This is a genomic window from Pseudomonas sp. MWU16-30323, assembly GCF_020515595.1.
GTDB lineage: Bacteria > Pseudomonadota > Gammaproteobacteria > Pseudomonadales > Pseudomonadaceae > Aquipseudomonas > Aquipseudomonas yamanorum.
Genome location: NZ_JAIWYM010000004.1, coordinates 248108 through 268248 on the forward strand (window position 1 = coordinate 248108; position 20141 = coordinate 268248).

The window sequence follows — 20141 nt, forward strand, 5'->3', positions numbered from 1 at the left end:
TTTGTTGGCAAGTCTTGGGCCAGCTACAAATAAGGCCTGGATCGCCGCGAGCGTTGGCGGCGCCTATTTTGTTTTTACAGCTTGAAGGAGTGACCCATGGTTGCCGCATTGCTTGATCGTCTCGGGGTAAACCCGGCGCTGTACCAGTCGGGAAAACAGCCCGTGCATTCGCCCATTGATGGCAGCCGGATTGCCAGTGTGCACTGGGAAGGTGCCGCCGAGGTGGAGCAGCAGGTCAGTCGCGCCGAGCATGCATTCGACGCCTGGCGCAAGGTGCCGGCCCCCCGTCGTGGTGAGCTGGTGCGCCAGTTCGGCGACGTGTTGCGCGAGTACAAGGCCGACCTCGGCGAGTTGGTGTCGTGGGAAGCCGGCAAGATCACCCAGGAAGGTTTGGGTGAAGTGCAGGAAATGATCGACATCTGCGACTTCGCCGTCGGCCTGTCGCGTCAACTGTACGGCTTGACCATCGCCTCCGAGCGCCCGGGCCACCACATGCGTGAAACCTGGCACCCGCTGGGCGTGGTCGGCGTGATCAGCGCGTTCAACTTCCCGGTCGCCGTATGGGCGTGGAACACCGCGCTGGCGCTGGTATGCGGCAACGCAGTGATCTGGAAACCCTCGGAAAAGACTCCGCTCACCGCCTTGGCCTGCCAGGCGCTCTTCGAGCGCGTGTTGAAGAACTTCAGCGATGCGCCGCCGTACCTCAGCCAAGTGATCATCGGTGGCCGCGATGCCGGCGCCGCACTGGTGGATGACCCGCGTGTTGCGCTGATCAGCGCCACCGGCAGCACCCGCATGGGCCGTGAAGTGGCACCGAAAGTCGCCGCACGTTTTGCCCGCAGCATTCTCGAGCTGGGGGGCAATAACGCAATGATCCTCGGCCCAAGCGCTGACCTGGACATGGCCGTGCGCGCCATCCTGTTCAGCGCCGTCGGTACCGCCGGGCAGCGCTGCACCAGCCTGCGCCGCTTGATCGCCCATGAGTCGGTGAAAGAGGAAATCGTCACCCGCCTCAAGGCCGCGTATTCCAAAGTGCGCATCGGCCATCCGCTGGAAGGCAACCTGATCGGCCCGCTGATCGACAAGCACAGCTTCGAAAACATGCAGGACGCCCTGGAGCAGGCCTTGAGCGAAGGCGGCCGGGTGTTTGGCGGCAAGCGTCAGTTGGAAGACACGTTCCCCAACGCTTACTACGTGTCGCCGGCCATTGTGGAAATGCCGGAGCAGAGTGATGTGGTGTGCACCGAAACGTTTGCACCGATTCTGTACGTGGTGGGCTACACCGATTTCGCTGAAGCGCTGCGCCTGAACAATGCGGTGCCACAAGGCCTGTCTTCGTGCATCTTTACCACTGACGTGCGTGAAGCTGAGCAGTTCATGTCGGCGGTGGGCAGTGATTGCGGGATCGCCAACGTCAACATCGGCCCGAGCGGCGCGGAGATTGGTGGCGCGTTTGGCGGTGAGAAAGAGACCGGTGGCGGGCGTGAGTCGGGTTCGGATGCATGGCGCGGGTACATGCGTCGCCAGACCAACACCGTGAACTACTCGCTGGAACTGCCGCTGGCCCAAGGTATTACCTTCGACTGATACCTCAAGTCGGAGTGAGTTCAATGTGGGAGCTGGCTTGCCTGCGATAGCATCACCCCGGTGTCACTGATGCACCGAGGTGCCTGCATCGCAGGCAAGCCAGCTCCCACAGTTGAGCGGGTTCGCACATCAAAATAGTGGTTTGTTAGGTCTCATCGGAGTCTGGCAATGGCATTACGCGAAGCATGTTTGTGGGAACAACTCACCCCTGGCCGGCCGGATCGCGCCGCGCTCAAGGGCGAGGTCAAGGTGGATGTGTGCGTGATCGGCGCCGGGATCACCGGTTTGTCGGCGGCCATTCACCTGCTGGAACAAGGTAAAAGCGTCGCCGTACTCGAAGCCCATCGCACCGGCCACGGTGGTTCGGGGCGCAACGTGGGCTTGGTCAACGCCGGGATGTGGATTCCCCCGGACGAGATCGAAGCCGGTTTTGGCACAGCGGTGGGCAGCCAGCTCAACCGCATGCTCGGCGCGGCACCGTCCCTGGTGTTCAGCCTGATCGACAAATACAACATCGATTGCCAACTGCGCCGCGAGGGCACTTTGCACATGGCGCATAACGCTCGTGGCGAGGCGGATCTGCGCAGTCGTGAAGAACAATGGAAGCGTCGCGGCGCACCGGTAGAACTATTGACCGGCGCGGCCTGCGAGCAAGCCACCGGTACCAAAAAGATTGCTGCCGCCTTGCTCGACCGGCGTGCTGGCACCTTGAACCCGATGGCCTACACCAGCGGCTTGGCCAATGCTGCAGTCGGGCTGGGGGGGCAGTTGTTTGACCATTCCCCGGTCACCCAACTGGAACGCCAGGGCCCGCACTGGTCTGTGCAGACTGCCCAGGGCGCGGTGCAGGCCGCACAGGTGGTGATTGCTTCCAATGCCTACACCGAAGGCGAGTGGACCGAGCTGCGCCGCAACTTTTTCCCCGGTTATTACTATCAGGTGGCGTCGGCTCCACTGACCGACGAAGCCGCACAACAAATTCTCCCGGGCGGCCAAGGCTCCTGGGACACCCGCCAGGTACTCAGCAGCATCCGCCGCGACGCCGAGGGCCGGCTGTTGCTCGGCAGCCTGGGCAACGGCAACCAGAAACCCACCTGGTTCCTCAAGGCCTGGGCCGATCGAGTGCAGCAGCACTACTTCCCGTACCTCAAGCCGGTGCAGTGGGAATGCACCTGGACCGGCTGCATCGCCTTCACGCCAGACCACCTGATGCGCCTGTTCGAACCGGCGCCCGGGTTGGTGGCGGTCACCGGTTACAACGGGCGCGGTGTGACGACCGGCAGTGTCGTGGGCAAAGCCTTTGCGGACTACCTGTGTCACCAGGATCCACAGGCACTGCCGATCCCCTTCGCACCGATGCAGCCGCTGGCCGGTGTGGGCCTGCGCAGCTGTTTGTATGAAGCAGGATTCTCGCTGTATCACGCGGGCCAATGCCTGCGGATCGTGATCTGATCAACGAAATACCGCTCAGAAGCCTGCATTTTCCTTGCCGGCTACTAATCTGTATTGGTGCGAGTCGTAGCAGTAACGCACTGTAAATGTGCACTTCCGTTACGCATGCTGTTACAGGTTCAAGGGTGGCCGTTTGATGGCCGGGTTGCAGCGCTTGATCGGCCGGGTTGCACTTTATGAGTCCAATGGTTGCACCTGGTTGAGTTAGACGGTTGCACGTCCAATCAAAAGGCGCCCAAAAACCTGTAATTACAATGACACCGTGTCTTTTTGAATAATAAAAACGTAATGGCACGCCGCTTGCTCTGGGCTTTCGCTGAAAGTTTTTGAAGTGAAGCTGCAGTGCCAATTCAACAAAAACCTCGGAGCACCACTCATGTCCCAGACGTTTTACAAGAAAGGTTTCCTGGCCCTCGCCGTTACTGCGGCGCTGGGTGTTTCTGCGTTTGCTCAAGCTGATGTGAAGATTGGCGTAGCGGGGCCGATGACCGGTGCCAACGCGGCATTTGGCAAGCAGTACATGACAGGTGCCCAGGCGGCAGCCGACGTCATCAACAAGGCCGGTGGCATCAATGGCGAGAAAGTCGTGCTGGTTGCCGGCGACGATGCCTGCGAACCCAAGCAGGCCGTGGCCGTGGCCAACCGTCTGGTTGACCAGGACAAAGTGATCGGCGTGGTCGGGCACTTCTGCTCCTCGAACACCATTCCGGCCTCCGAGGTTTATAACGACGCGGGTGTGATTGCGATCACCCCAGGCTCCACCAACCCGCAAGTGACCGAGCGCGGCATGACCGCCATGTTCCGTATGTGCGGCCGTGACGACCAGCAAGGCATCGTGGCCGGCGACTACATTGTCGACGTGCTCAAGGGCAAGAAAGTCGCGGTTATCAACGACAAGGACACCTACGGCAAAGGTTTGGCAGACGCTACCGCGGCTCAGTTGACCAAGCGTGGCGTGAAGCCGGTGCTGGAAGAAGGCCTGACCCGTGGCGAGAAAGACTTCAGCGCCCTGGTCACCAAGATCCGCTCCACCGGTGCTGATGTCGTGTACTTCGGCGGCCTGCACCCGGAAGCCGGTCCACTGGTTCGCCAGATTCGTGAAGCCGGCTTGAAAGACGTCAAGTTCATGTCCGATGACGGCGTGGTCACCGATGAACTGGTAGCGACCGCCGGCGGCGCACAGTATGTGGACGGCGTGTACATGACCTTTGGCGCCGACCCGCGTCTGCTGCCAGACAGCAAGGCCGTGGTGGAAGAGTTCCGCAAAAGTGGCACCGAGCCTGAAGGCTACACCCTGTATGCCTATGCTTCGCTCCAGGCCCTGGCCGCTGGCTTCAATGGCGCCAAGTCCAACAAGGGCGAAGACGCGGCCAAGTGGCTGAAAGCCCACCCGGTCAAAACCGTCATGGGCGAGAAGACCTGGGATGCCAAGGGCGACCTGAAAGTCTCCGACTATGTGGTTTACCAGTGGGACAAGGATGGCAAGTATCACCAGCTGGAAAAGCAGAAGTAATAGTTAGCGCGATGGGTTAGACGCCACTTGACCCTGTGGGAGCCGGGCTTTTGTGGGAGCTGGCTTGCCTGCGATAGCTTCACCTCGGTTTGACTGACATTCCGAGGTGTCTGCAGCGCGGGCAAGCCCGACTCCCACACAAGCCAGCTTTCACGAGGGGACTTGGTTGCCAGCCTCTTTTGTGTCTGTCTTTTCCTCCTAGAAGATCCGCACACCCACAGGTGTGCAGGCTCTCACTGCGTGAGATTGCGTTATGGATGGTATTTTCCTGCAGCAACTGGTCAATGGGCTGACCCTCGGGTCGGTCTATGGCTTGATCGCCATCGGCTACACAATGGTCTATGGCATCATTGGCATGATCAACTTCGCCCACGGCGAGGTTTATATGATTTCCGCTTACCTCGCGGCGATCAGTCTGGCACTGCTGGCTTACTTCGGCATCGAATCCTTCCCGCTGCTCATCCTTGGCACCCTGATCTTCACCGTCGTCGTCACTGGCGTTTACGGCTGGGTCATCGAGCGTGTCGCCTACAAACCGCTGCGCAACTCCACCCGACTGGCCCCGCTGATCAGCGCCATCGGTATCTCACTGATCCTGCAGAACTACGCGCAGATCGCCCAGGGCGCCAAGCAACAAGGCATCCCGACGCTGCTGGCCGGCGCCTGGAGAGTCGACATCGGCACCGGCTTCGTGCAGTTGACCTACACCAAGGTGTTCATCCTGGTGGCCGCGTTTGTCGGCATGGGCCTGCTGACCTACATCATCAAGTACACCAAGCTCGGCCGCATGTGCCGCGCAACCCAGCAAGACCGCAAGATGGCGTCGATCCTCGGCATCAACACCGACCGGGTCATCTCCTACGTATTCGTGATTGGTGCCGCCATGGCCGCGTTGGCCGGGGTGCTGATCACCCTGAACTACGGCACGTTCGACTTCTATGCCGGCTTCATCATCGGCATCAAGGCATTTACCGCGGCGGTACTCGGTGGCATCGGTTCCCTGCCTGGGGCCATGCTCGGCGGGATCATCCTGGGTATTTCCGAGTCGCTGTTCTCGGGGTTGATCAACTCTGACTACAAAGACGTGTTCAGTTTCTCCCTGCTGGTGGTGATCCTGATTTTCCGTCCCCAGGGCCTGCTCGGTCGCCCACTCGTGGCGAAGGTATAACTATGTCTGCTGCCTACTCTATCGATATCAAGAAAAGTGTCGTCGATGCGGTACTCGCCGGGCTGATTTCGCTGATCGTGTTCGGTCCGATCGTCGGCGTGGTCCTCGACGGCTACAGCTTCAACCTGCAACCGGCGCGTGTCGGCATCCTGGTGGCCATTGTGATGGTCGGCCGCTTTGCCATGAGCCTGTTCCTGCAAACCCCCAGGGGCCTGCGGATTCTGCAAGGGTTTGAAAGCACCGGTTCCGGTGTGCATGTACTCAAGCCCGACTACAAATCGCGCCTGCGCTGGATCATCCCGGCGTTGATCGTGATTGCCATTGTGTTCCCGTTCTTCGCCAACAAGTACCTGTTGACCGTGGTGATCCTCGGGCTGATCTACGTGTTGTTGGGGCTGGGCCTGAACATCGTGGTGGGCCTGGCCGGGCTGCTCGACCTGGGTTACGTGGCGTTCTACGCCATCGGTGCCTATGGGTTGGCGCTGGGTTATCAATACCTCGGCCTGGGCTTCTGGACAGTGCTGCCGCTGGCGGCGATCTGCGCGGCGCTGGCGGGGTGCATTCTCGGGTTCCCGGTGCTGCGAATGCACGGGGATTACCTGGCAATCGTGACCCTGGGCTTCGGTGAAATCATCCGCCTGGTGCTGAACAACTGGCTGTCGTTTACTGGTGGCCCGAATGGCATGCCGGTGCCGTCGCCAACCTTTTTCGGCCTGGAGTTCGTGCGTAAGGCAAAGGATGGCGGGGTGCCGTTCCACGAGTTCTTCGGCATCGACTACAACCCCAACTTCAAATTCCTGTTCATCTACATCGTGCTGTTCCTGGTGGTGCTGCTGGTGCTGTATATCAAGCACCGCCTGACCCGCATGCCGGTGGGCCGCGCCTGGGAAGCCTTGCGCGAAGATGAAATCGCCTGCCGTTCCATGGGCCTCAACCACGTGCTGGTGAAGCTCTCGGCGTTCACCATCGGCGCTTCCACTGCCGGTCTGGCCGGGGTGTTTTTCGCCAGCTACCAGGGCTTCGTCAACCCGTCGTCGTTCACCTTCTTCGAGTCGGCGCTGATCCTCGCCATCGTGGTGTTGGGCGGCATGGGCTCGACCGTCGGCGTAGTGATTGCCGCGTTCGTGCTGACCGTGGCGCCGGAGCTGCTGCGCAGCTTCTCTGAATACCGCGTGCTGCTGTTCGGCGTGTTGATGGTGGTGATGATGATCTGGCGACCACGAGGCTTGATTCGTATCAGCCGTACCGGTGTAGTCCCACGTAAAGGAGTGGCGCCATGAGCAAGGAAGTCGTCCTCTCCGTGGAACACCTGATGATGCACTTCGGTGGAATCAAGGCCTTGAGCGATGTGAGTCTCAAGGTCGAACGCAACTCGATCTTCGCTTTGATCGGCCCCAACGGCGCCGGCAAGACCACGGTGTTCAACTGCCTGACCGGGTTCTACAAAGCCTCCGGCGGCAAGATCGAACTCAATGTGCGCGGCAAGCAGACCAACGTGATCCAGCTGCTGGGCGAGCGCTTCAAGGCCACCGACTTTGTTTCACCGAAAAGCTTCTTCAGCCGGGTGTTCTACAAAATGTTCGGCGGCACCCACCTGGTGAACCGTGCCGGTTTGGCGCGCACCTTCCAGAACATTCGCCTGTTCAAGGAAATGTCGGTGGTGGAGAACCTGCTGGTGGCCCAGCACATGTGGGTCAACCGCAACATGCTCGCGGGCATCCTCAACACCAAGGGGTACCGCAAGGCAGAAAGCGACGCCCTCGACCATGCCTTCTACTGGCTGGAAGTGGTGGACCTGGTGGACTGCGCCAACCGCCTGGCCGGCGAGTTGTCCTACGGTCAACAACGCCGCCTGGAAATCGCCCGCGCCATGTGCACCCGGCCGCAGATTATCTGCCTCGACGAACCGGCTGCCGGCCTCAACCCCCAGGAAACCGAAGCCCTCAGCGCGATGATTCGTCTGCTGCGGGACGAGCACGACTTGACGGTGGTACTGATCGAACACGACATGGGCATGGTGATGAGTATTTCCGACCACATCGTGGTGCTGGACCACGGCAACGTGATTGCCGAGGGCGGCCCTGAAGCAATCCGCAATGATCCTAAAGTGATCGCGGCTTACCTGGGCGCTGACGAAGAGGAGCTGGTATGAGTGAGCCAATCCTCGAACTGAAAGACCTGGACGTGTACTACGGCCCGATCCAGGCCCTGAAGAAAGTTTCGCTGCACATCAACGAAGGTGAAACCGTCAGCCTGATCGGCTCCAACGGCGCGGGTAAATCCACGCTGCTGATGTCGATCTTTGGCCAGCCACGGGCCGAGTCCGGGCAGATCATCTACCGCGGCGTCGACATTACCCACAAGTCGTCCCACTACATCGCCTCCAACGGCATTGCGCAGTCGCCGGAAGGGCGGCGGGTGTTCCCCGACATGACCGTCGAGGAAAACCTGCTGATGGGCACCATCCCGATTGGCGACAAGTTCGCCACCGAGGACATGCAGCGGATGTTCGAGCTGTTTCCGCGCCTCAAGGAGCGGCGTAACCAGCGGGCGATGACCATGTCCGGTGGGGAGCAGCAGATGCTCGCCATCGCTCGTGCGCTGATGAGCCGGCCCAAGCTGTTGCTGCTGGACGAGCCGAGCCTGGGGCTGGCGCCGATTGTGGTGAAGCAGATCTTCGCCACGCTGCGGGAACTGGCGTCTACCGGCATGACCATCTTCCTGGTGGAGCAGAACGCCAACCATGCGCTGCGCTTGTCGGACCGGGCGTACGTGATGGTCAACGGCGAGATTCGCCTTACCGGCACCGGCAAGGAGCTGCTGGTGAATGAGGAGGTGCGCAACGCCTACCTCGGCGGGCACTGATGTAACTCTGATCGTTCCCACGCTCCGCGTGGGAACGCCTCTGGTGACGCTCTGCGTCACGCTTTGGGACGCAGAGCGTCCCGGCCTGCATTCCCACGCAGAGCGTGGGAACGATCAGCGTGAGAACGCTCATCCACAGTGCTTTCCTGAAATTGTGGACAACAAATCCAGACACCTGCCAAAGCGCGACATATAGCCGCCGCAAATCCCTGTTTTGTCACAGTTTTGACTTGTCCCCAACCACTGTGGAACCGGCTGTGGGTAACGTGGGAGTAGCTGGCTGGAGCCCTTTGTTTCCGTGGCTTGTAGCGCGGTGGTTGTTTATTGATCAACGAGTTTTTCGCGACCACTCGAGGGTTTTGTCAACCTGTTTAAAGACACAGGTATATGACCGGAAGATGTCACTCCGGCCTGTGGATAAGTCTGTGACTAAACTCTGGAAAGAGTGCCGCAGAGGCCGGAATGACTGGCCCGGAGCCATCGTCCTGATTGCACCGTTTTGAAGCGGGCTACATAGGGCTCGCTCAAGGTCAAGCAAAAAACTTTTTGAATCGCGCTGAAAGCCTTGTGTACTGCGGCTTTCAGCTTTTGCACTTGCCCCCAAAGACTGTGGACGGGGCTGTGGATAAGGTGCGCGCACATGGCTGCACGCCGCGGCCTGTATGGCTCCCAAGTGATTGGTTGAATTTCGTACAGTATGAGCGGCATTCACCTGTGTCCACAGCGTGTATCAGTTGCCGCCAGCCCGGCAGCCGGGCATTCTGCTGGCTGATTTTTTACCTCGTAGCCCTGCAAGGAGAACACCATGTCCAATACGCTGTTTATTACTGGCGCGACCTCCGGTTTTGGCGAGGCCTGTGCCCGCCGTTTTGCCGAAGCCGGCTGGAAACTGGTGCTCACCGGCCGCCGCGCAGAGCGTCTGAACGCCCTGTGTGCCGAGCTCTCCAAGCAGACCGAAGTGCTCGGCCTGGTGGTGGACGTGCGTGACCGCAAAGCCATGGAAGAGGCAATCGCCAACCTGCCGCCGTCCTTCTCCACACTGCGCGGGCTGATCAACAACGCCGGCCTGGCGGTGGGCACCGACCCTGCGCCCAAGTGCAGCCTCGACGATTGGGAAACCATGGTCGATACCAACATCAAGGGCCTGCTGACCACCACCAGCCTGCTGTTGCCGCGCCTGATCGCCCACGGCCGTGGCGCCGGCATCATCAACCTTGGCTCCATCGCCGGCAGCTACCCGTACCCGGGCAGCCACGTGTATGGCGGCACCAAGGCCTTCGTCAAACAATTCTCGCTGAACCTGCGTTGCGACTTGCAGGGCACTGGCGTGCGCGTGACCAACATCGAGCCGGGCCTGTGCGAAAGCGAGTTCTCCCTGGTGCGGTTTGCCGGTGACCAGGCGCGTTATGACGCGACCTATGCCGGTGCCGAGCCGATCCAGCCGCAGGACATTGCGGACACGATCTTCTGGGTGCTGAACACCCCGGCGCACGTGAACATCAACCGCCTGGAACTGATGCCGGTCAGCCAGACCTGGGCCGGGTTTGCGATTGAGCGTGGCGCCAAGGGCTAAGCTCGTCGAGCTGTTGTGGTGAGGGAGCAAGCTCCCTCAGCACAGGTTTTGTCAGCCTTGAATAGGCGGCAAATCGGCCAAAACAGGACATCAGGTACACTCCACCCCTGAAAACCCCGCCGCGCTCTGCGGTTCAAAGGTTTTGACAGGAGGATATGTGAGTAACCGAGGTGAGCAGTCGCTGCTCAAACAATCGACCATCCTGATGTTCGCCGTGGCGATCGCCGGGATTGTCACGGGCGTGGTGTCGGGCGCCCAATCGATTTTATTCGACGGCTTTTTCTCGCTGATCGCCACCGCCATCAAGGTGCTGATGCTGATCACGGCCAAGCTGATCGCCAAGAAAAGCAACGAACGTTTCCAGTTCGGCTACTGGCACCTGGAACCCATGGTGCTGCTGATCGAAGGCAGCTTCCTGCTGTTGATCGCCATCTATGCGTTTCTCAACGGCGTGTTCGGCATTATCAATGGCGGGCGCGATATCGAGTTGGGTCTGGTGATCATCTATGCGGCGGTATTTACCGTCGTCGAGTTCGCCTATTTCTTCTACGTGCGTTATCGCAATCGCACGCTCAAGTCGTCGCTGATCCAGTTCGATAACATCAGTTGGCTGGTGGATGCGATGCTGTCGGTGGGGCTGCTGGTGAGCTTCCTGGCGGCGCTGTTGCTCAAGTCCCAGGGCTATGGGCAGTGGGCGGTGTATGTCGACCCGTTGATCCTGATCCTGCTGGCGTTGAGCATGCTGGCGCCGGCCTTCAAGATCCTGCGCCCGGCGCTACGCGACGTGCTGGGGATTGTGCCGGACCAGTTGGACGGCAAAGTGCGCGAAGTGATGGAGGCGGTCGTGGCCAGGCATGGTTTCGACGACTACGTGTCCTACGTGCAGAAGCACGGGCGGGCGCGGTTTATCGAGATTCATGTGGTGCTGCCGGCGGATTACCCGGTGGATAACGTCGCCACCCTGGACGGGCTGCGCGAAGAAATATCCACAGGGCTGGGCAAGCCGGACGCGGCCCGCTGGCTGACGATCAGTTTTACCGGGGATCGCAAATGGATTGCGTAAGGCCCAGGTAGCACGTCGCCAAGTGGTAAGGCGTGGTCGACGGCATGTCCCGTCGGCTGACTTGCCCCTTGGCATCCAGGCACTCATTCCAGCCTTTGTCGTGCAGGAAGCGCTGTTGCAGCGCCAGCAATTGGCGTTGCAGCACGGCTTCACTGTTGGGTCGCAAGGTCAGCGCCCGCAGGTATTCGGCCTGGGCCCAGATGCGTTGAGTGCCGTCACGCAGGCTGCCGTCCAGGGCCAGCATGCCGCTGACCGCACCGGTCAGGTTATCCACACCCTTTTGCTCGGCATAGCTGAACGCTTTGTTCAGGGACGCGTGCAGCGGTGTGCCTCGCAACAAGTCCGAAGACTCCAGCAGGAAGAACCATTCGAACTGGTGTCCCGGCTCAAACCAGTTATCCACAGCCCCCAGCGGTTTTTCCATCATCACGCCGTGCTGGCGGTCGATGAAGCGCTTTTGCAGGGCGTTGGCCAGGTCCAGCAATGCGTCCTGGGTGACGGCGTCTTCACGCACGGCCAGCGTGGCGAGGAAGCCTTCGGCCAGGTGCATCAACGGGTTTTGCAGAGGGCCGGACTTGAGGGACGACCAGTTACGCTCCAGCACCGCTTCGTACAGGCCGTCGCCGGTGGCGAAGCGTTCGGCGACCACTTCCAGGGCCGCGTCCAGCACCGACTCCACCAGCGATTCACGCACCTTGGCCCAATAGTGGGCGCAGGCGAAGATGATGAAGGCGTGGGTGTAGAGGTCCTTGCGTTTATCCAGTGGCTTGCCGTGGGCGTCGATGCTGTAGAACCAGCCGCCGTGCTCGGCGTCGTGGAAGTGCCGTTGCAGGGAACGGAACAGCGCGGCGGCGCGCTCCTCGGCAAAGGCTGCGCCGGGCTCGCCGATCAAGCTGGCGAACAGGTACAACTGCCGTGCGCAGGCCATGGCGCGGTAGCGTTGCGGCGGCAAAGGCCGATGATCGGCGTCCAGGGCCTCATAGGGCAGCGCCAGGTCGGCATTCCAGCCCGGGCCATGCCAGAGCGGCACGATCAGGTCGTGGAAGTGCGTCAACACAGCGGTCAATTGAGGCTTGAGGGCGGAGCTTGGAGCGATGGGCATCGGCTGGCGTCGTCACGGCAGGGGTGTTTGCGCGACATGGTATCAGGCTTGGGGGAAGTGGTGGCTGTGAGTCCGCCATCGCGGGCAAGCCCGGCTCCCACAGGTGATCGAGGACACCTGTGGGAGCCGGGCTTGCCCGCGATGGGGCCATTGGAAGCGCTGAAAATCTCAGGCCGCGAGCAACCAAACCCCAGTCGCCGCCGATGCCGCACCCGCCACCCGCACCAACGGCGCTGCCGCCGCCGGCAGGAAACGCACCACGGCATAACCCGCTGCATGCAGAACCGCCGTCGCACCCACGAACCCTACGGCATACGCCCAAGGGCTGGACATGTCCGGCAGCTCCAAGCCATGAGCCACGCCATGGAACAGCGCAAACAGTGCCGTCGCCGCCACCGCCACGAACAACGGTGGCCGCACCGCCAGCGCAACCGCCAGGCCCAGCGCCAGCACCGACGCGGCAATCCCGCTTTCCAGCGCCGGCAGTTCCAGCCCTTCAAAGCCCAGCATCCCGCCGATCAGCATGGTGCCGACGAAGGTGCACGGCAGCGCCCAGCGTGCTGAGCCTTTCTGTTGGGCGGCCCACAGGCCCACGGCGAGCATCGCCAGCAAGTGGTCAATGCCGCCCAGCGGGTGGCTGATACCGGCCACCAGGCCGTTGTCGCCATGGCCGGGGTGGGCGAAGGCGAGGGCGGGAGTGAGCAGCAAGGCTGCGGCTGCGAGAAGTGTATTGAGGCGCATGGACAGGCTCCTTGTTGAGGTTGATCAGGCTGCGGTCAGCAAGCCCTGGCGTTCGATGAAGGCGACGATTTCTTCCAGGCCGACGCCGGTTTTCTGATTGCTGAAGACGAAAGGTTTACCGCCCCGCATGCGCTGGGTGTCGCTGTTCATCAGCTCCAGGGACGCGCCCACCAGCGGTGCCAGGTCGATCTTGTTGATCACCAGCAGGTCGGATTTACAGATCCCCGGCCCGCCTTTGCGCGGCAGCTTGTCGCCGGCCGACACATCGATCACATAGATGGTCAGGTCCGACAGTTCCGGGCTGAAGGTGGCCGACAGGTTGTCGCCGCCGGATTCCACCAGGATCAGGTCCAGGCCGGGAAAGCGCCGATTCAGTTGGTCTACCGCTTCGAGGTTGATCGAGGCATCTTCGCGAATCGCGGTGTGGGGGCAGCCGCCGGTTTCTACGCCGATGATGCGCTCGGGCGCCAGGGCCTGGTTGCGCACCAGAAAGTCGGCGTCTTCACGGGTGTAGATGTCGTTGGTGACCACTGCCAGGTTGTAGCGATCACGCAGGGCCAGGCACAGGGCCAGGGTCAGGGCGGTCTTGCCGGAGCCGACCGGGCCGCCGATGCCGACGCGCAGGGGTTGGGTGTTCATATGATTCTCCAAAATAAAAGGCCCTAGGAACGGAACAGGCGGCTGTACTGGCGCTCATGGGCCATGCACGCCAGGGACAGGCCAAACGCGGCGCTGCCGTAGTGATCGGGGTCGAGTTGGCTGGCGTCCTGCTGGGCTTGTTGCAGCTGCGGCAGCAGTTCACTGGTCAGGCGCTGGGCGGCTTGCTGGCCCAGTGGCAAGGTTTTCATCAGCACCGCCAGTTGGTTTTCCAGCCAGCTCCACAGCCAGGCGGCCAGGGCGTCATCGGGGCTGATCTGCCAGGCGCGGGCGGCCAGCGCCCAGCCCAGGGCCAGGTGTGGTTCGGGGCGCTGGGCGAGAAACGCCCGCGCGGCGTCATCCAGTTCCGGCAAGCCGTTCAGCAGTTGGTGCAGGGAGTAACCCATCTGCCGGCTTTCCTGGTACAGCTCGCGGGTTTCGCGGCTGGCGCGGTGTTCTTCACACAACTGCGCGAGGCGCGGCCAATCCTGTTCAGCGGCAGCCGTGCAGTGGGCGAGCAGCAGCGGCGCTTCGAAGCGTGCCAGGTTGAGCAACAGTTGATCGCTGATCCAGCGCCCGGCACTCGCCGGGTCGGTCACGCGGGCTTGTTCCACGGCCATTTCCAGGCCCTGGGAATAGCTGTAGCCACCAATCGGCAACTGCGGACTGGCCAGACGCAACAGCGCCCAGGCTGGGTTCATAGACGTACGCCGAACTGATGCAGCTTGGGTGGGTAGTTGAAGTCTTCGTCGCCATGGCGGGAGTGATGGTGGCCACCGCCATAGGCGCCGTGTTCCGGCTGGAACGGAGCCTCGATGGTTTCAGTGGTGGCGCCCAACTGGTCGAGCATGGCCTTGAGCACGTAGTCATCCAGCAGACGCAGCCAACCGTCGCCCACTTGGAGGGCTACATGGCGGTTGCCCAGGTGATAGGCGGCGCGGGTCAGTTCAAACGCACTGCTGCAGGTGACGTGCAGGAGTTGTTCAGGCCGGGCGCACACGCGTACGACACGTCCGTCTTCGGCCTGTAGGAATTCGCCATCGTGCAGCGGCGGTTGGCCGCGCTCCAGAAACAGGCCGACGTCTTCTCCATCGGCACTGAAACAGCGCAGGCGGCTTTTGCTGCGGGCTTCGAAATTCAGCAGCAACTCTGCGGCCCAGACGGGTTTGGGGGCGATTCGGCGGTGGATCACCAGCATCAGAAAGCTTCCAGCTATGAGCGATAAGCAAGCTAGAGCAAGGGTCTTGCCAACCACGCGGGGAGTAGGAATTCCCTGTAGGCAGGCGACTTATGCCACCTGATGGCGCAGGAAATTATTCCAAAATGTTTCATTTTGGTGCGTGAGTGGATTTATAGCACCGGATTCGGGCGCTAGGCGTTGAATTCCATTGCTTGGTGCATGAAATTTCTTTCATCTTTTATGAGTTTTGATTGCTTGGGACTTTTCCTACGCACTTGCAGGATTTGCCGTGCGTTGCGTTACGCGCTGTTTCATTAGGATTCCGCTCCGTATTTAATCCTCAGCGGTTTCCACCATGTACAAGTCATTTTTCTGTTTAATCATTGTCAGTTTTTCGCTCGCCATTTCATCTGCTTCGGCCAATCTTCAGCGTGCCCCGGCATTCGCCCCGCCACCTTCTATCGACAACGTGATCGACCGCGCCCATGAGCTGTTGGGCACGCCCTACAAATTGGGCGGCGCTTCGGTGAAGCAGGGCTTCGATTGCAGCAGCTTCCTGGTGTACCTGTTCAAGACCGAAGCCAACATTCATCTGCCTCGCACCACCTCAGCGATGCACCGCTCAACCGCGGCCACGGTCAAGCGCGATGCGTTGCAACCGGGTGATGCGGTGTTTTTCAGGGGCAATGGGCGCGGCCAGGTCAGCCACGTTGGTCTCTATATAGGAGAGGGCAAGTTCATCCACTCGCCACGCACGGGCAAAAGCGTGCGCATCGACTCACTGGCCAACAGCTACTGGAACAAGAACTACACCACCGCCAAGCGTTTCCACGCCGTGCGCTGAGTTATTCGGTGCTGCCCAGGCCTTGCCAATGCTTGAGGCCGATAAAGATAAAACGCAGTTGCTGGGTGATCTTGGCTTGCGGCGTGAGGTGCGCAGGCAGCGCTTCGGCGGGCGGGTCGATGATGTCGGGCAGGGTGGCGAACACGCTCTTGACGATCAGGTCGGCCATCACGTGCAAGCCGTCGGCATCCAGGTGCTGGAGCTTGGGCATCAGGGTCAGGTCAGCGGCGAGGTCGCTGGTGATGTCTTCGCGCAGGGCACCAATGGCTTGGCGCACGGCGAGGCTGCCACCGTATTGCTCGCGGGCCAGGAACAGGAATTGCGAACGGTTGGCGGCGACCACATCCAGGAAAATCCGCACCGAGGCATCGATGATGCCGCCCATCACGAATTCGTTGTGGCGCACCAGGCGAATCGTGGCGCGGAAGGTCTGGCCGACTTCACTGACCAGTACCAGGCCCAACTGATCCATATCGGCAAAGTGACGGTAGAAACCGGTGGGCACGATGCCGGCGGTCTTGGCCACTTCACGCAGGCTCAGGCTGCCAAACCCACGGCCACACTCCATCAGATGGCGGGCTGCGTCCATCAGGGCGAGTCGGGTCTGTTGCTTCTGTTCGGCACGGGGCAGCATTGGCAGGCGGGCTTTGTGGACAAGGACAGCGACGCACTCTAGCAAATCAGCTTTGCCAGCGTCGAACTTCAAAAGGGAGAAGGGCGTTGCAGTTCACACAAAGTCAAAGCCCGATCGGCTGATCGGGCTTTTTTCCAGGGCCAGCACGGGCTTAGCTCTGTGCTTGATGCAGTTCTTGCAGACGGTCAGCACCGCCTTCCACTACGCCGTCAGCATAGGCGCGTTTGTTGGCACGGCTCGAACCATCTTCAACCAGACCTTTCTGTTCCAGGCGATCACGGCCACCTTCGGCAACAGCGTTGCGTTCCATCAGGCGATCAGCGCCACCTTCAACCAGGCCTTTCTGTTCCAGACGATCACGGCCACCTTCAGCAACGCCTTCGGTGTAAGCACGTTTGTTGGCTTGGTCCGAACCGTTTTCAGTGATGCTGCCGTTGTAGTCGGTGTTGTTCTTGTCCGAAGCGCCGCTGCGAGCCAGGGTTTGGCTTACGTGGGAAGCGTCGGCTTTCACTTGCGGAGTCGCCTGTTCAGCAGCTGGCAGGGCAAATGCGCTGGTGGCCAGGACGGACAGTACAAAGCTTGCGAGTAATTGGCGTTTCATGATGGGTTGCTCCTTGGGAGGGCGATAAATTGGGTACAGGGCTAATGCTACTCTTGATAAGTCGATATAAAAGTTCATAAACACAATGGTAATAATCAACAGAATTGATTGTTCCCGGCGAAGGCTCTATCTCGCAGGTCTCAAGCCCGCGCTTTTGCACCGAGGTGGGTATTTTCGACACGATCGTGGGTAACAACGGTGCGTGATTGATGATTGAAACTGTCGGGTTGGTCAGGAAAGGCGGTTTTTACCGCTAATTCATCAATGGGGTTAAACCCCCGTGCCGTTTGTCAGTCGTAGCCATATAAGCTGTAGTCAAAACGTGCGCCGCAAGGCGCCCGCCCAGTCGTAACCTGGAGTCCTGTGCAATGACGCGCACTCGTAAAATTCTCGCCTGGAGCTGCGCCAGCTTCGTGTTGTTAATCGCCATTGTGGTGTTGGTCCTGGTGTTCTTTGACTGGAACCGGATCAAGCCGCCGCTCAACGCCAAGGTCTCCGAAGAGCTGCATCGACCGTTTGCCATCAATGGCAACTTGGCGGTGGTGTGGCAGCGTGAGGCCGATGAAGGCGGCTGGCGCGCCTGGATTCCGTGGCCCCATGTGATTGCCGAAGACCTGACCCTGGGCAACCCCGACTGGTCGAAAACCCCGCAGATGGTCACCCTCAAGCGCGTGGAATTGCGCATCTCGCCCCTGGCATTGCTGGCCCAGCGCGTGGTGATCCCGCGTATCGACCTCACCGAGCCGAGTGCGCAGTTGCAGCGCCTGGCCGACGGCCGCGCCAACTGGACCTTCAAGTTCGACCCCAAGGACCCGAATGCCGAACCGTCCAACTGGGTGGTGGATATCGGCGCGATTGGTTTCGACAAAGGCCACGTAACCCTTGACGATCAAACCCTCAAGACCCAACTCGACGTAGTGATTGATTTGCTCGGCAAGCCGATCCCCTTCGGTGAGATCGTCGGGGATGCCGACGCCAAGAAAGCCCTGGAAAAAGGCTCGGCGCCGCAGGATTACGCGTTCGGCCTCAAGGTCAAAGGCCAGTACCACGGCCAGAAGCTTGATGGCACCGGCAAGATCGGTGGTCTGCTGGCGTTGCAGGACGCGGCCAAGCCGTTCCCGCTGCAAGCCCAGGCCAGGATCGGCGACACCAGCATCGCGCTGGCCGGCACCCTGACCGACCCGATGAACCTCGGCGCCCTCGACCTGCGCCTCAAGCTTTCCGGCAGCAGCCTGGGCAATCTCTACCCACTCACCGGCGTGACCCTGCCGGATTCGCCCGCCTATTCCACCGACGGTCACCTGATCGCCAAGCTGCACGAGGCCAGTGGCGCGTCGTTCCAGTATGAAAATTTCAACGGCAAGATCGGCAACAGCGACATCCACGGCAACCTTGGCTACGTCGCCAGCCAGCCACGGCCCAAGCTCACGGGGGCGCTGGTTTCCAATCAGTTGTTGATGACCGACCTGGCGCCGCTGATTGGCGCCGACTCCAACGCCAAGCAAAAAGCCCGTGGCGGCGAAAGCAAGCAGCCGGCAACCAAGGTGCTGCCGGTGGAAGAGTTCCGCACCGAGCGCTGGCGCGACATGGATGCCGACGTCGAATTTACCGGCAAGCGCATCGTCCACAGTGCCGAATTGCCGTTCACCGACCTTTACACCCACCTGGTGTTGAACGACGGTCAGTTGAGCCTGGAGCCCCTGCGTTTCGGCGTAGCCGGTGGCAAGCTCGACGCGCAGATTCGCCTCAACGGGCGCACCACGCCGATGGAAGGCCAGGCCAAACTCACCGCGCGCAACTTCAAGCTCAAGCAGCTGTTCCCGACCTTCGAGCCGATGAAAACCAGCTTTGGTGAACTCAACGGCGATGCGGATATTTCCGGGCGCGGCAACTCCGTAGCCGCCTTGCTGGGCACCTCCAATGGCGATCTGAAGATGCTGATCAACGACGGGGCCATCAGCCGGGGCCTGATGGAAATCGCCGGGCTTAACGTGGGCAACTACGTGGTCGGCCGCCTGTTTGGCGACAAGGAAGTGAAGATCAACTGTGCGGCGGCAGACTTTGGCATCAAGTCCGGCCTGGCGACGACTCGCCTGTTTGTGTTCGACACCGAGAACGCGATCATCTACATCGATGGCACCGCGAACATGGCCAGCGAGCAGCTTGACCTGACGATTACCCCAGAGTCCAAAGGCTTCCGCCTGTTCTCCCTGCGCTCGCCGTTGTACGTCAACGGGCCGTTTATCAAGCCGAATGCTGGCGTGAAGGCGGTGCCGCTGATGTTGCGTGGCGCGGGTATGGTTGCACTGGGTGTGATTGCCGGCCCGGCGGCGGGTTTGCTGGCGCTGGTGGCGCCGAGCGGCGATGAGCCGAACCAGTGTGCGCCGCTGCTGCAACAGATGAAGGAAGGCAAGGCGCCTAAAACAGTGAAGGGCTAGCTGCCAAAACCGGGAACCAAATGTGGGAGCGGGCTTGCTCGCGAAGGCGGTGGATCAGTCAAGAATGTGCCGACTGATCCACCGCCTTCGCGAGCAAGCCCGCTCCCACATGGGTTTTGCGGTGTTCGTGTGTTAGTTACAGGTCCTTCAGAATATCCGCCATGTCGTCAGCGTGTTCTTCTTCCTGGGCCAGGATCTCTTCGAAGATCCGGCGCGTGGTCGGGTCTTTGTCGCCGATGTACTGGATGATCTCGCGATAGCTGTCCACCGCGATGCGCTCGGCCACCAGGTCTTCGTAGACCATTTCCTTCAGCGTATTGCCGGCCACGTACTGCGCGTGGGAGTTTTTCGACAGCAGGTCGGGGTTGAACTCCGGTTCGCCGCCCAACTGCACGATGCGCTCGGCCAGCTTGTCGGCGTGTTCGGCTTCCTGGGTGGCGTGCTCGAGAAATTCCTCGGCGGCGACATGCGCCTTGACGCCATTGGCCATGAAGTAGTGGCGCTTGTAGCGCAGCACACACACCAGTTCGGTGGCCAGCGATTCGTTGAGCAGACGCAGGATTTCCTGGCGGTCGGCGTCATAGCCCTCAGTCACGGCACCGTTTTCGACGTTCTTGCGGGCGCGGTCACGTAAAGTGGCTACGTCAGACAAATGTGAGTCAGTCATCTCATTCTCCTGGTACTAATCCGGTTTTGCGCCACGCTCTGCCGGCGTGATCGCTCCAAGTTGTGAGTCCCAGGCAA

Annotated in this window: 19 protein-coding genes; 11 read left to right on the forward strand and 8 right to left on the reverse strand. The window is 60.8% G+C overall.

All coding sequences use genetic code 11. The features are described 5' to 3' along the window. Positions 1 to 96: 96 nt before the first annotated feature. From LIY45_RS07560 to LIY45_RS07600, 9 genes are all read left to right on the forward strand, one after another. The gene (locus tag LIY45_RS07560) at positions 97 to 1587 is read left to right on the forward strand and encodes an aldehyde dehydrogenase family protein (protein WP_226475853.1); all 1491 of its coding nucleotides are present in this window, start codon (positions 97 to 99) and stop codon (positions 1585 to 1587) included. A 168-nt stretch (positions 1588 to 1755) separates the two neighbouring features. Continuing rightward, positions 1756 to 3039: an FAD-binding oxidoreductase gene (locus LIY45_RS07565; RefSeq protein WP_226475854.1), complete on the forward strand. Its 1284-nt coding sequence runs from the start codon at positions 1756 to 1758 to the stop codon at positions 3037 to 3039. A gap of 376 nt (positions 3040 to 3415) precedes the next feature. Next, positions 3416 to 4552, forward strand: a complete 1137-nt coding sequence (locus tag LIY45_RS07570; RefSeq protein WP_017478363.1) for an ABC transporter substrate-binding protein — start codon at positions 3416 to 3418, stop codon at positions 4550 to 4552. 253 nt (positions 4553 to 4805) lie between these two features. Beyond that, the gene (locus tag LIY45_RS07575) at positions 4806 to 5720 is read left to right on the forward strand and encodes a branched-chain amino acid ABC transporter permease (RefSeq protein WP_003217447.1); all 915 of its coding nucleotides are present in this window, start codon (positions 4806 to 4808) and stop codon (positions 5718 to 5720) included. Between the two features lie 2 nt (positions 5721 to 5722). Continuing rightward, complete coding sequence (livM, locus tag LIY45_RS07580) at positions 5723 to 7000, forward strand: high-affinity branched-chain amino acid ABC transporter permease LivM (RefSeq protein ID WP_017478364.1); 1278 nt, start codon at positions 5723 to 5725, stop codon at positions 6998 to 7000. Next, complete coding sequence (locus tag LIY45_RS07585) at positions 6997 to 7872, forward strand: ATP-binding cassette domain-containing protein (protein WP_010173909.1); 876 nt, start codon at positions 6997 to 6999, stop codon at positions 7870 to 7872. Before livM ends, LIY45_RS07585 begins: the two co-directional genes overlap by 4 nt. Continuing rightward, entirely contained in the window at positions 7869 to 8585 is a 717-nt protein-coding gene (locus LIY45_RS07590; RefSeq protein WP_226475855.1) for an ABC transporter ATP-binding protein, read from the forward strand. Before LIY45_RS07585 ends, LIY45_RS07590 begins: the two co-directional genes overlap by 4 nt. A gap of 805 nt (positions 8586 to 9390) precedes the next feature. Then, positions 9391 to 10158 (forward strand): SDR family oxidoreductase, encoded by a 768-nt coding sequence (locus tag LIY45_RS07595; RefSeq protein WP_219272178.1) that lies wholly within the window; start codon positions 9391 to 9393, stop codon positions 10156 to 10158. A 157-nt stretch (positions 10159 to 10315) separates the two neighbouring features. After that, entirely contained in the window at positions 10316 to 11221 is a 906-nt protein-coding gene (locus LIY45_RS07600) for a cation transporter (protein WP_008439079.1), read from the forward strand. On the opposite strand, the gene LIY45_RS07605 is transcribed toward LIY45_RS07600, so the two are convergent. The 5 genes from LIY45_RS07605 to ureE all read right to left on the reverse strand — a co-directional run bounded on the left by LIY45_RS07605 (position 11193) and on the right by ureE (position 14898). Further along, on the reverse strand, positions 11193 to 12323 hold the full coding sequence (locus LIY45_RS07605) for an AGE family epimerase/isomerase (protein ID WP_219272180.1): 1131 nt from the start codon (positions 12321 to 12323) through the stop codon (positions 11193 to 11195). The two genes, LIY45_RS07600 and LIY45_RS07605, sit on opposite strands and share 29 nt — an antisense overlap. 168 nt (positions 12324 to 12491) lie before the next feature. After that, entirely contained in the window at positions 12492 to 13064 is a 573-nt protein-coding gene (locus LIY45_RS07610; protein ID WP_017478368.1) for a HupE/UreJ family protein, read from the reverse strand. A 24-nt stretch (positions 13065 to 13088) separates the two neighbouring features. Then, a complete protein-coding gene (gene ureG, locus LIY45_RS07615; protein WP_003217431.1) occupies positions 13089 to 13703 on the reverse strand; it encodes an urease accessory protein UreG in 615 nt (204 codons plus the stop codon). Between the two features lie 23 nt (positions 13704 to 13726). Beyond that, on the reverse strand, positions 13727 to 14401 hold the full coding sequence (locus tag LIY45_RS07620; RefSeq protein ID WP_226475856.1) for an urease accessory protein UreF: 675 nt from the start codon (positions 14399 to 14401) through the stop codon (positions 13727 to 13729). Continuing rightward, the gene (gene ureE / locus LIY45_RS07625; RefSeq protein ID WP_226475857.1) at positions 14398 to 14898 is read right to left on the reverse strand and encodes an urease accessory protein UreE; all 501 of its coding nucleotides are present in this window, start codon (positions 14896 to 14898) and stop codon (positions 14398 to 14400) included. Before ureE ends, LIY45_RS07620 begins: the two co-directional genes overlap by 4 nt. 337 nt (positions 14899 to 15235) lie before the next feature. On the opposite strand from ureE, the gene LIY45_RS07630 reads away from it, so the two are divergent. Further along, complete coding sequence (locus tag LIY45_RS07630; protein WP_226475858.1) at positions 15236 to 15724, forward strand: C40 family peptidase; 489 nt, start codon at positions 15236 to 15238, stop codon at positions 15722 to 15724. A gap of 1 nt (position 15725) precedes the next feature. Here LIY45_RS07630 and LIY45_RS07635 read toward each other — a convergent pair whose 3' ends face one another. Both LIY45_RS07635 and LIY45_RS07640 read right to left on the reverse strand, forming a co-directional pair. Beyond that, entirely contained in the window at positions 15726 to 16358 is a 633-nt protein-coding gene (locus LIY45_RS07635; RefSeq protein WP_017478372.1) for a TetR family transcriptional regulator, read from the reverse strand. Positions 16359 to 16509: 151 nt separating this feature from the next. Then, positions 16510 to 16959, reverse strand: a complete 450-nt coding sequence (locus tag LIY45_RS07640; protein WP_017478373.1) for a hypothetical protein — start codon at positions 16957 to 16959, stop codon at positions 16510 to 16512. A 368-nt stretch (positions 16960 to 17327) separates the two neighbouring features. Here LIY45_RS07640 and LIY45_RS07645 point away from each other — a divergent pair, with 368 nt between their 5' ends. Further along, a complete protein-coding gene (locus LIY45_RS07645) occupies positions 17328 to 19397 on the forward strand; it encodes an AsmA family protein (RefSeq protein WP_226475859.1) in 2070 nt (689 codons plus the stop codon). Between the two features lie 136 nt (positions 19398 to 19533). Here the strand turns inward: LIY45_RS07645 and LIY45_RS07650 are convergent, their stop codons facing one another. Further along, positions 19534 to 20064, reverse strand: coding sequence for a ferritin-like domain-containing protein (locus tag LIY45_RS07650; protein WP_017478375.1), 531 nt, complete (start codon positions 20062 to 20064; stop codon positions 19534 to 19536). Positions 20065 to 20141: the final 77 nt, after the last annotated feature.

What these genes read in the sequence shown, in the direction of transcription:
- LIY45_RS07560 (WP_226475853.1), top strand. Translation starts at nt 97, where the DNA reads ATGGTTGCCGCATTGCTTGATCGTCTCGGGGTAAACCCGGCGCTGTAC.
- LIY45_RS07565 (WP_226475854.1), top strand. Translation starts at nt 1,756, where the DNA reads ATGGCATTACGCGAAGCATGTTTGTGGGAACAACTCACCCCTGGCCGG.
- LIY45_RS07570 (WP_017478363.1), top strand. Translation starts at nt 3,416, where the DNA reads ATGTCCCAGACGTTTTACAAGAAAGGTTTCCTGGCCCTCGCCGTTACT.
- LIY45_RS07575 (WP_003217447.1), top strand. Translation starts at nt 4,806, where the DNA reads ATGGATGGTATTTTCCTGCAGCAACTGGTCAATGGGCTGACCCTCGGG.
- livM (WP_017478364.1), top strand. Translation starts at nt 5,723, where the DNA reads ATGTCTGCTGCCTACTCTATCGATATCAAGAAAAGTGTCGTCGATGCG.
- LIY45_RS07585 (WP_010173909.1), top strand. Translation starts at nt 6,997, where the DNA reads ATGAGCAAGGAAGTCGTCCTCTCCGTGGAACACCTGATGATGCACTTC.
- LIY45_RS07590 (WP_226475855.1), top strand. Translation starts at nt 7,869, where the DNA reads ATGAGTGAGCCAATCCTCGAACTGAAAGACCTGGACGTGTACTACGGC.
- LIY45_RS07595 (WP_219272178.1), top strand. Translation starts at nt 9,391, where the DNA reads ATGTCCAATACGCTGTTTATTACTGGCGCGACCTCCGGTTTTGGCGAG.
- LIY45_RS07605 (WP_219272180.1), bottom strand. Translation starts at nt 12,323, where the DNA reads ATGCCCATCGCTCCAAGCTCCGCCCTCAAGCCTCAATTGACCGCTGTG.
- LIY45_RS07610 (WP_017478368.1), bottom strand. Translation starts at nt 13,064, where the DNA reads ATGCGCCTCAATACACTTCTCGCAGCCGCAGCCTTGCTGCTCACTCCC.
- ureG (WP_003217431.1), bottom strand. Translation starts at nt 13,703, where the DNA reads ATGAACACCCAACCCCTGCGCGTCGGCATCGGCGGCCCGGTCGGCTCC.
- LIY45_RS07620 (WP_226475856.1), bottom strand. Translation starts at nt 14,401, where the DNA reads ATGAACCCAGCCTGGGCGCTGTTGCGTCTGGCCAGTCCGCAGTTGCCG.
- ureE (WP_226475857.1), bottom strand. Translation starts at nt 14,898, where the DNA reads ATGCTGGTGATCCACCGCCGAATCGCCCCCAAACCCGTCTGGGCCGCA.
- LIY45_RS07630 (WP_226475858.1), top strand. Translation starts at nt 15,236, where the DNA reads ATGTACAAGTCATTTTTCTGTTTAATCATTGTCAGTTTTTCGCTCGCC.
- LIY45_RS07635 (WP_017478372.1), bottom strand. Translation starts at nt 16,358, where the DNA reads ATGCTGCCCCGTGCCGAACAGAAGCAACAGACCCGACTCGCCCTGATG.
- LIY45_RS07640 (WP_017478373.1), bottom strand. Translation starts at nt 16,959, where the DNA reads ATGAAACGCCAATTACTCGCAAGCTTTGTACTGTCCGTCCTGGCCACC.
- LIY45_RS07645 (WP_226475859.1), top strand. Translation starts at nt 17,328, where the DNA reads ATGACGCGCACTCGTAAAATTCTCGCCTGGAGCTGCGCCAGCTTCGTG.
- LIY45_RS07650 (WP_017478375.1), bottom strand. Translation starts at nt 20,064, where the DNA reads ATGACTGACTCACATTTGTCTGACGTAGCCACTTTACGTGACCGCGCC.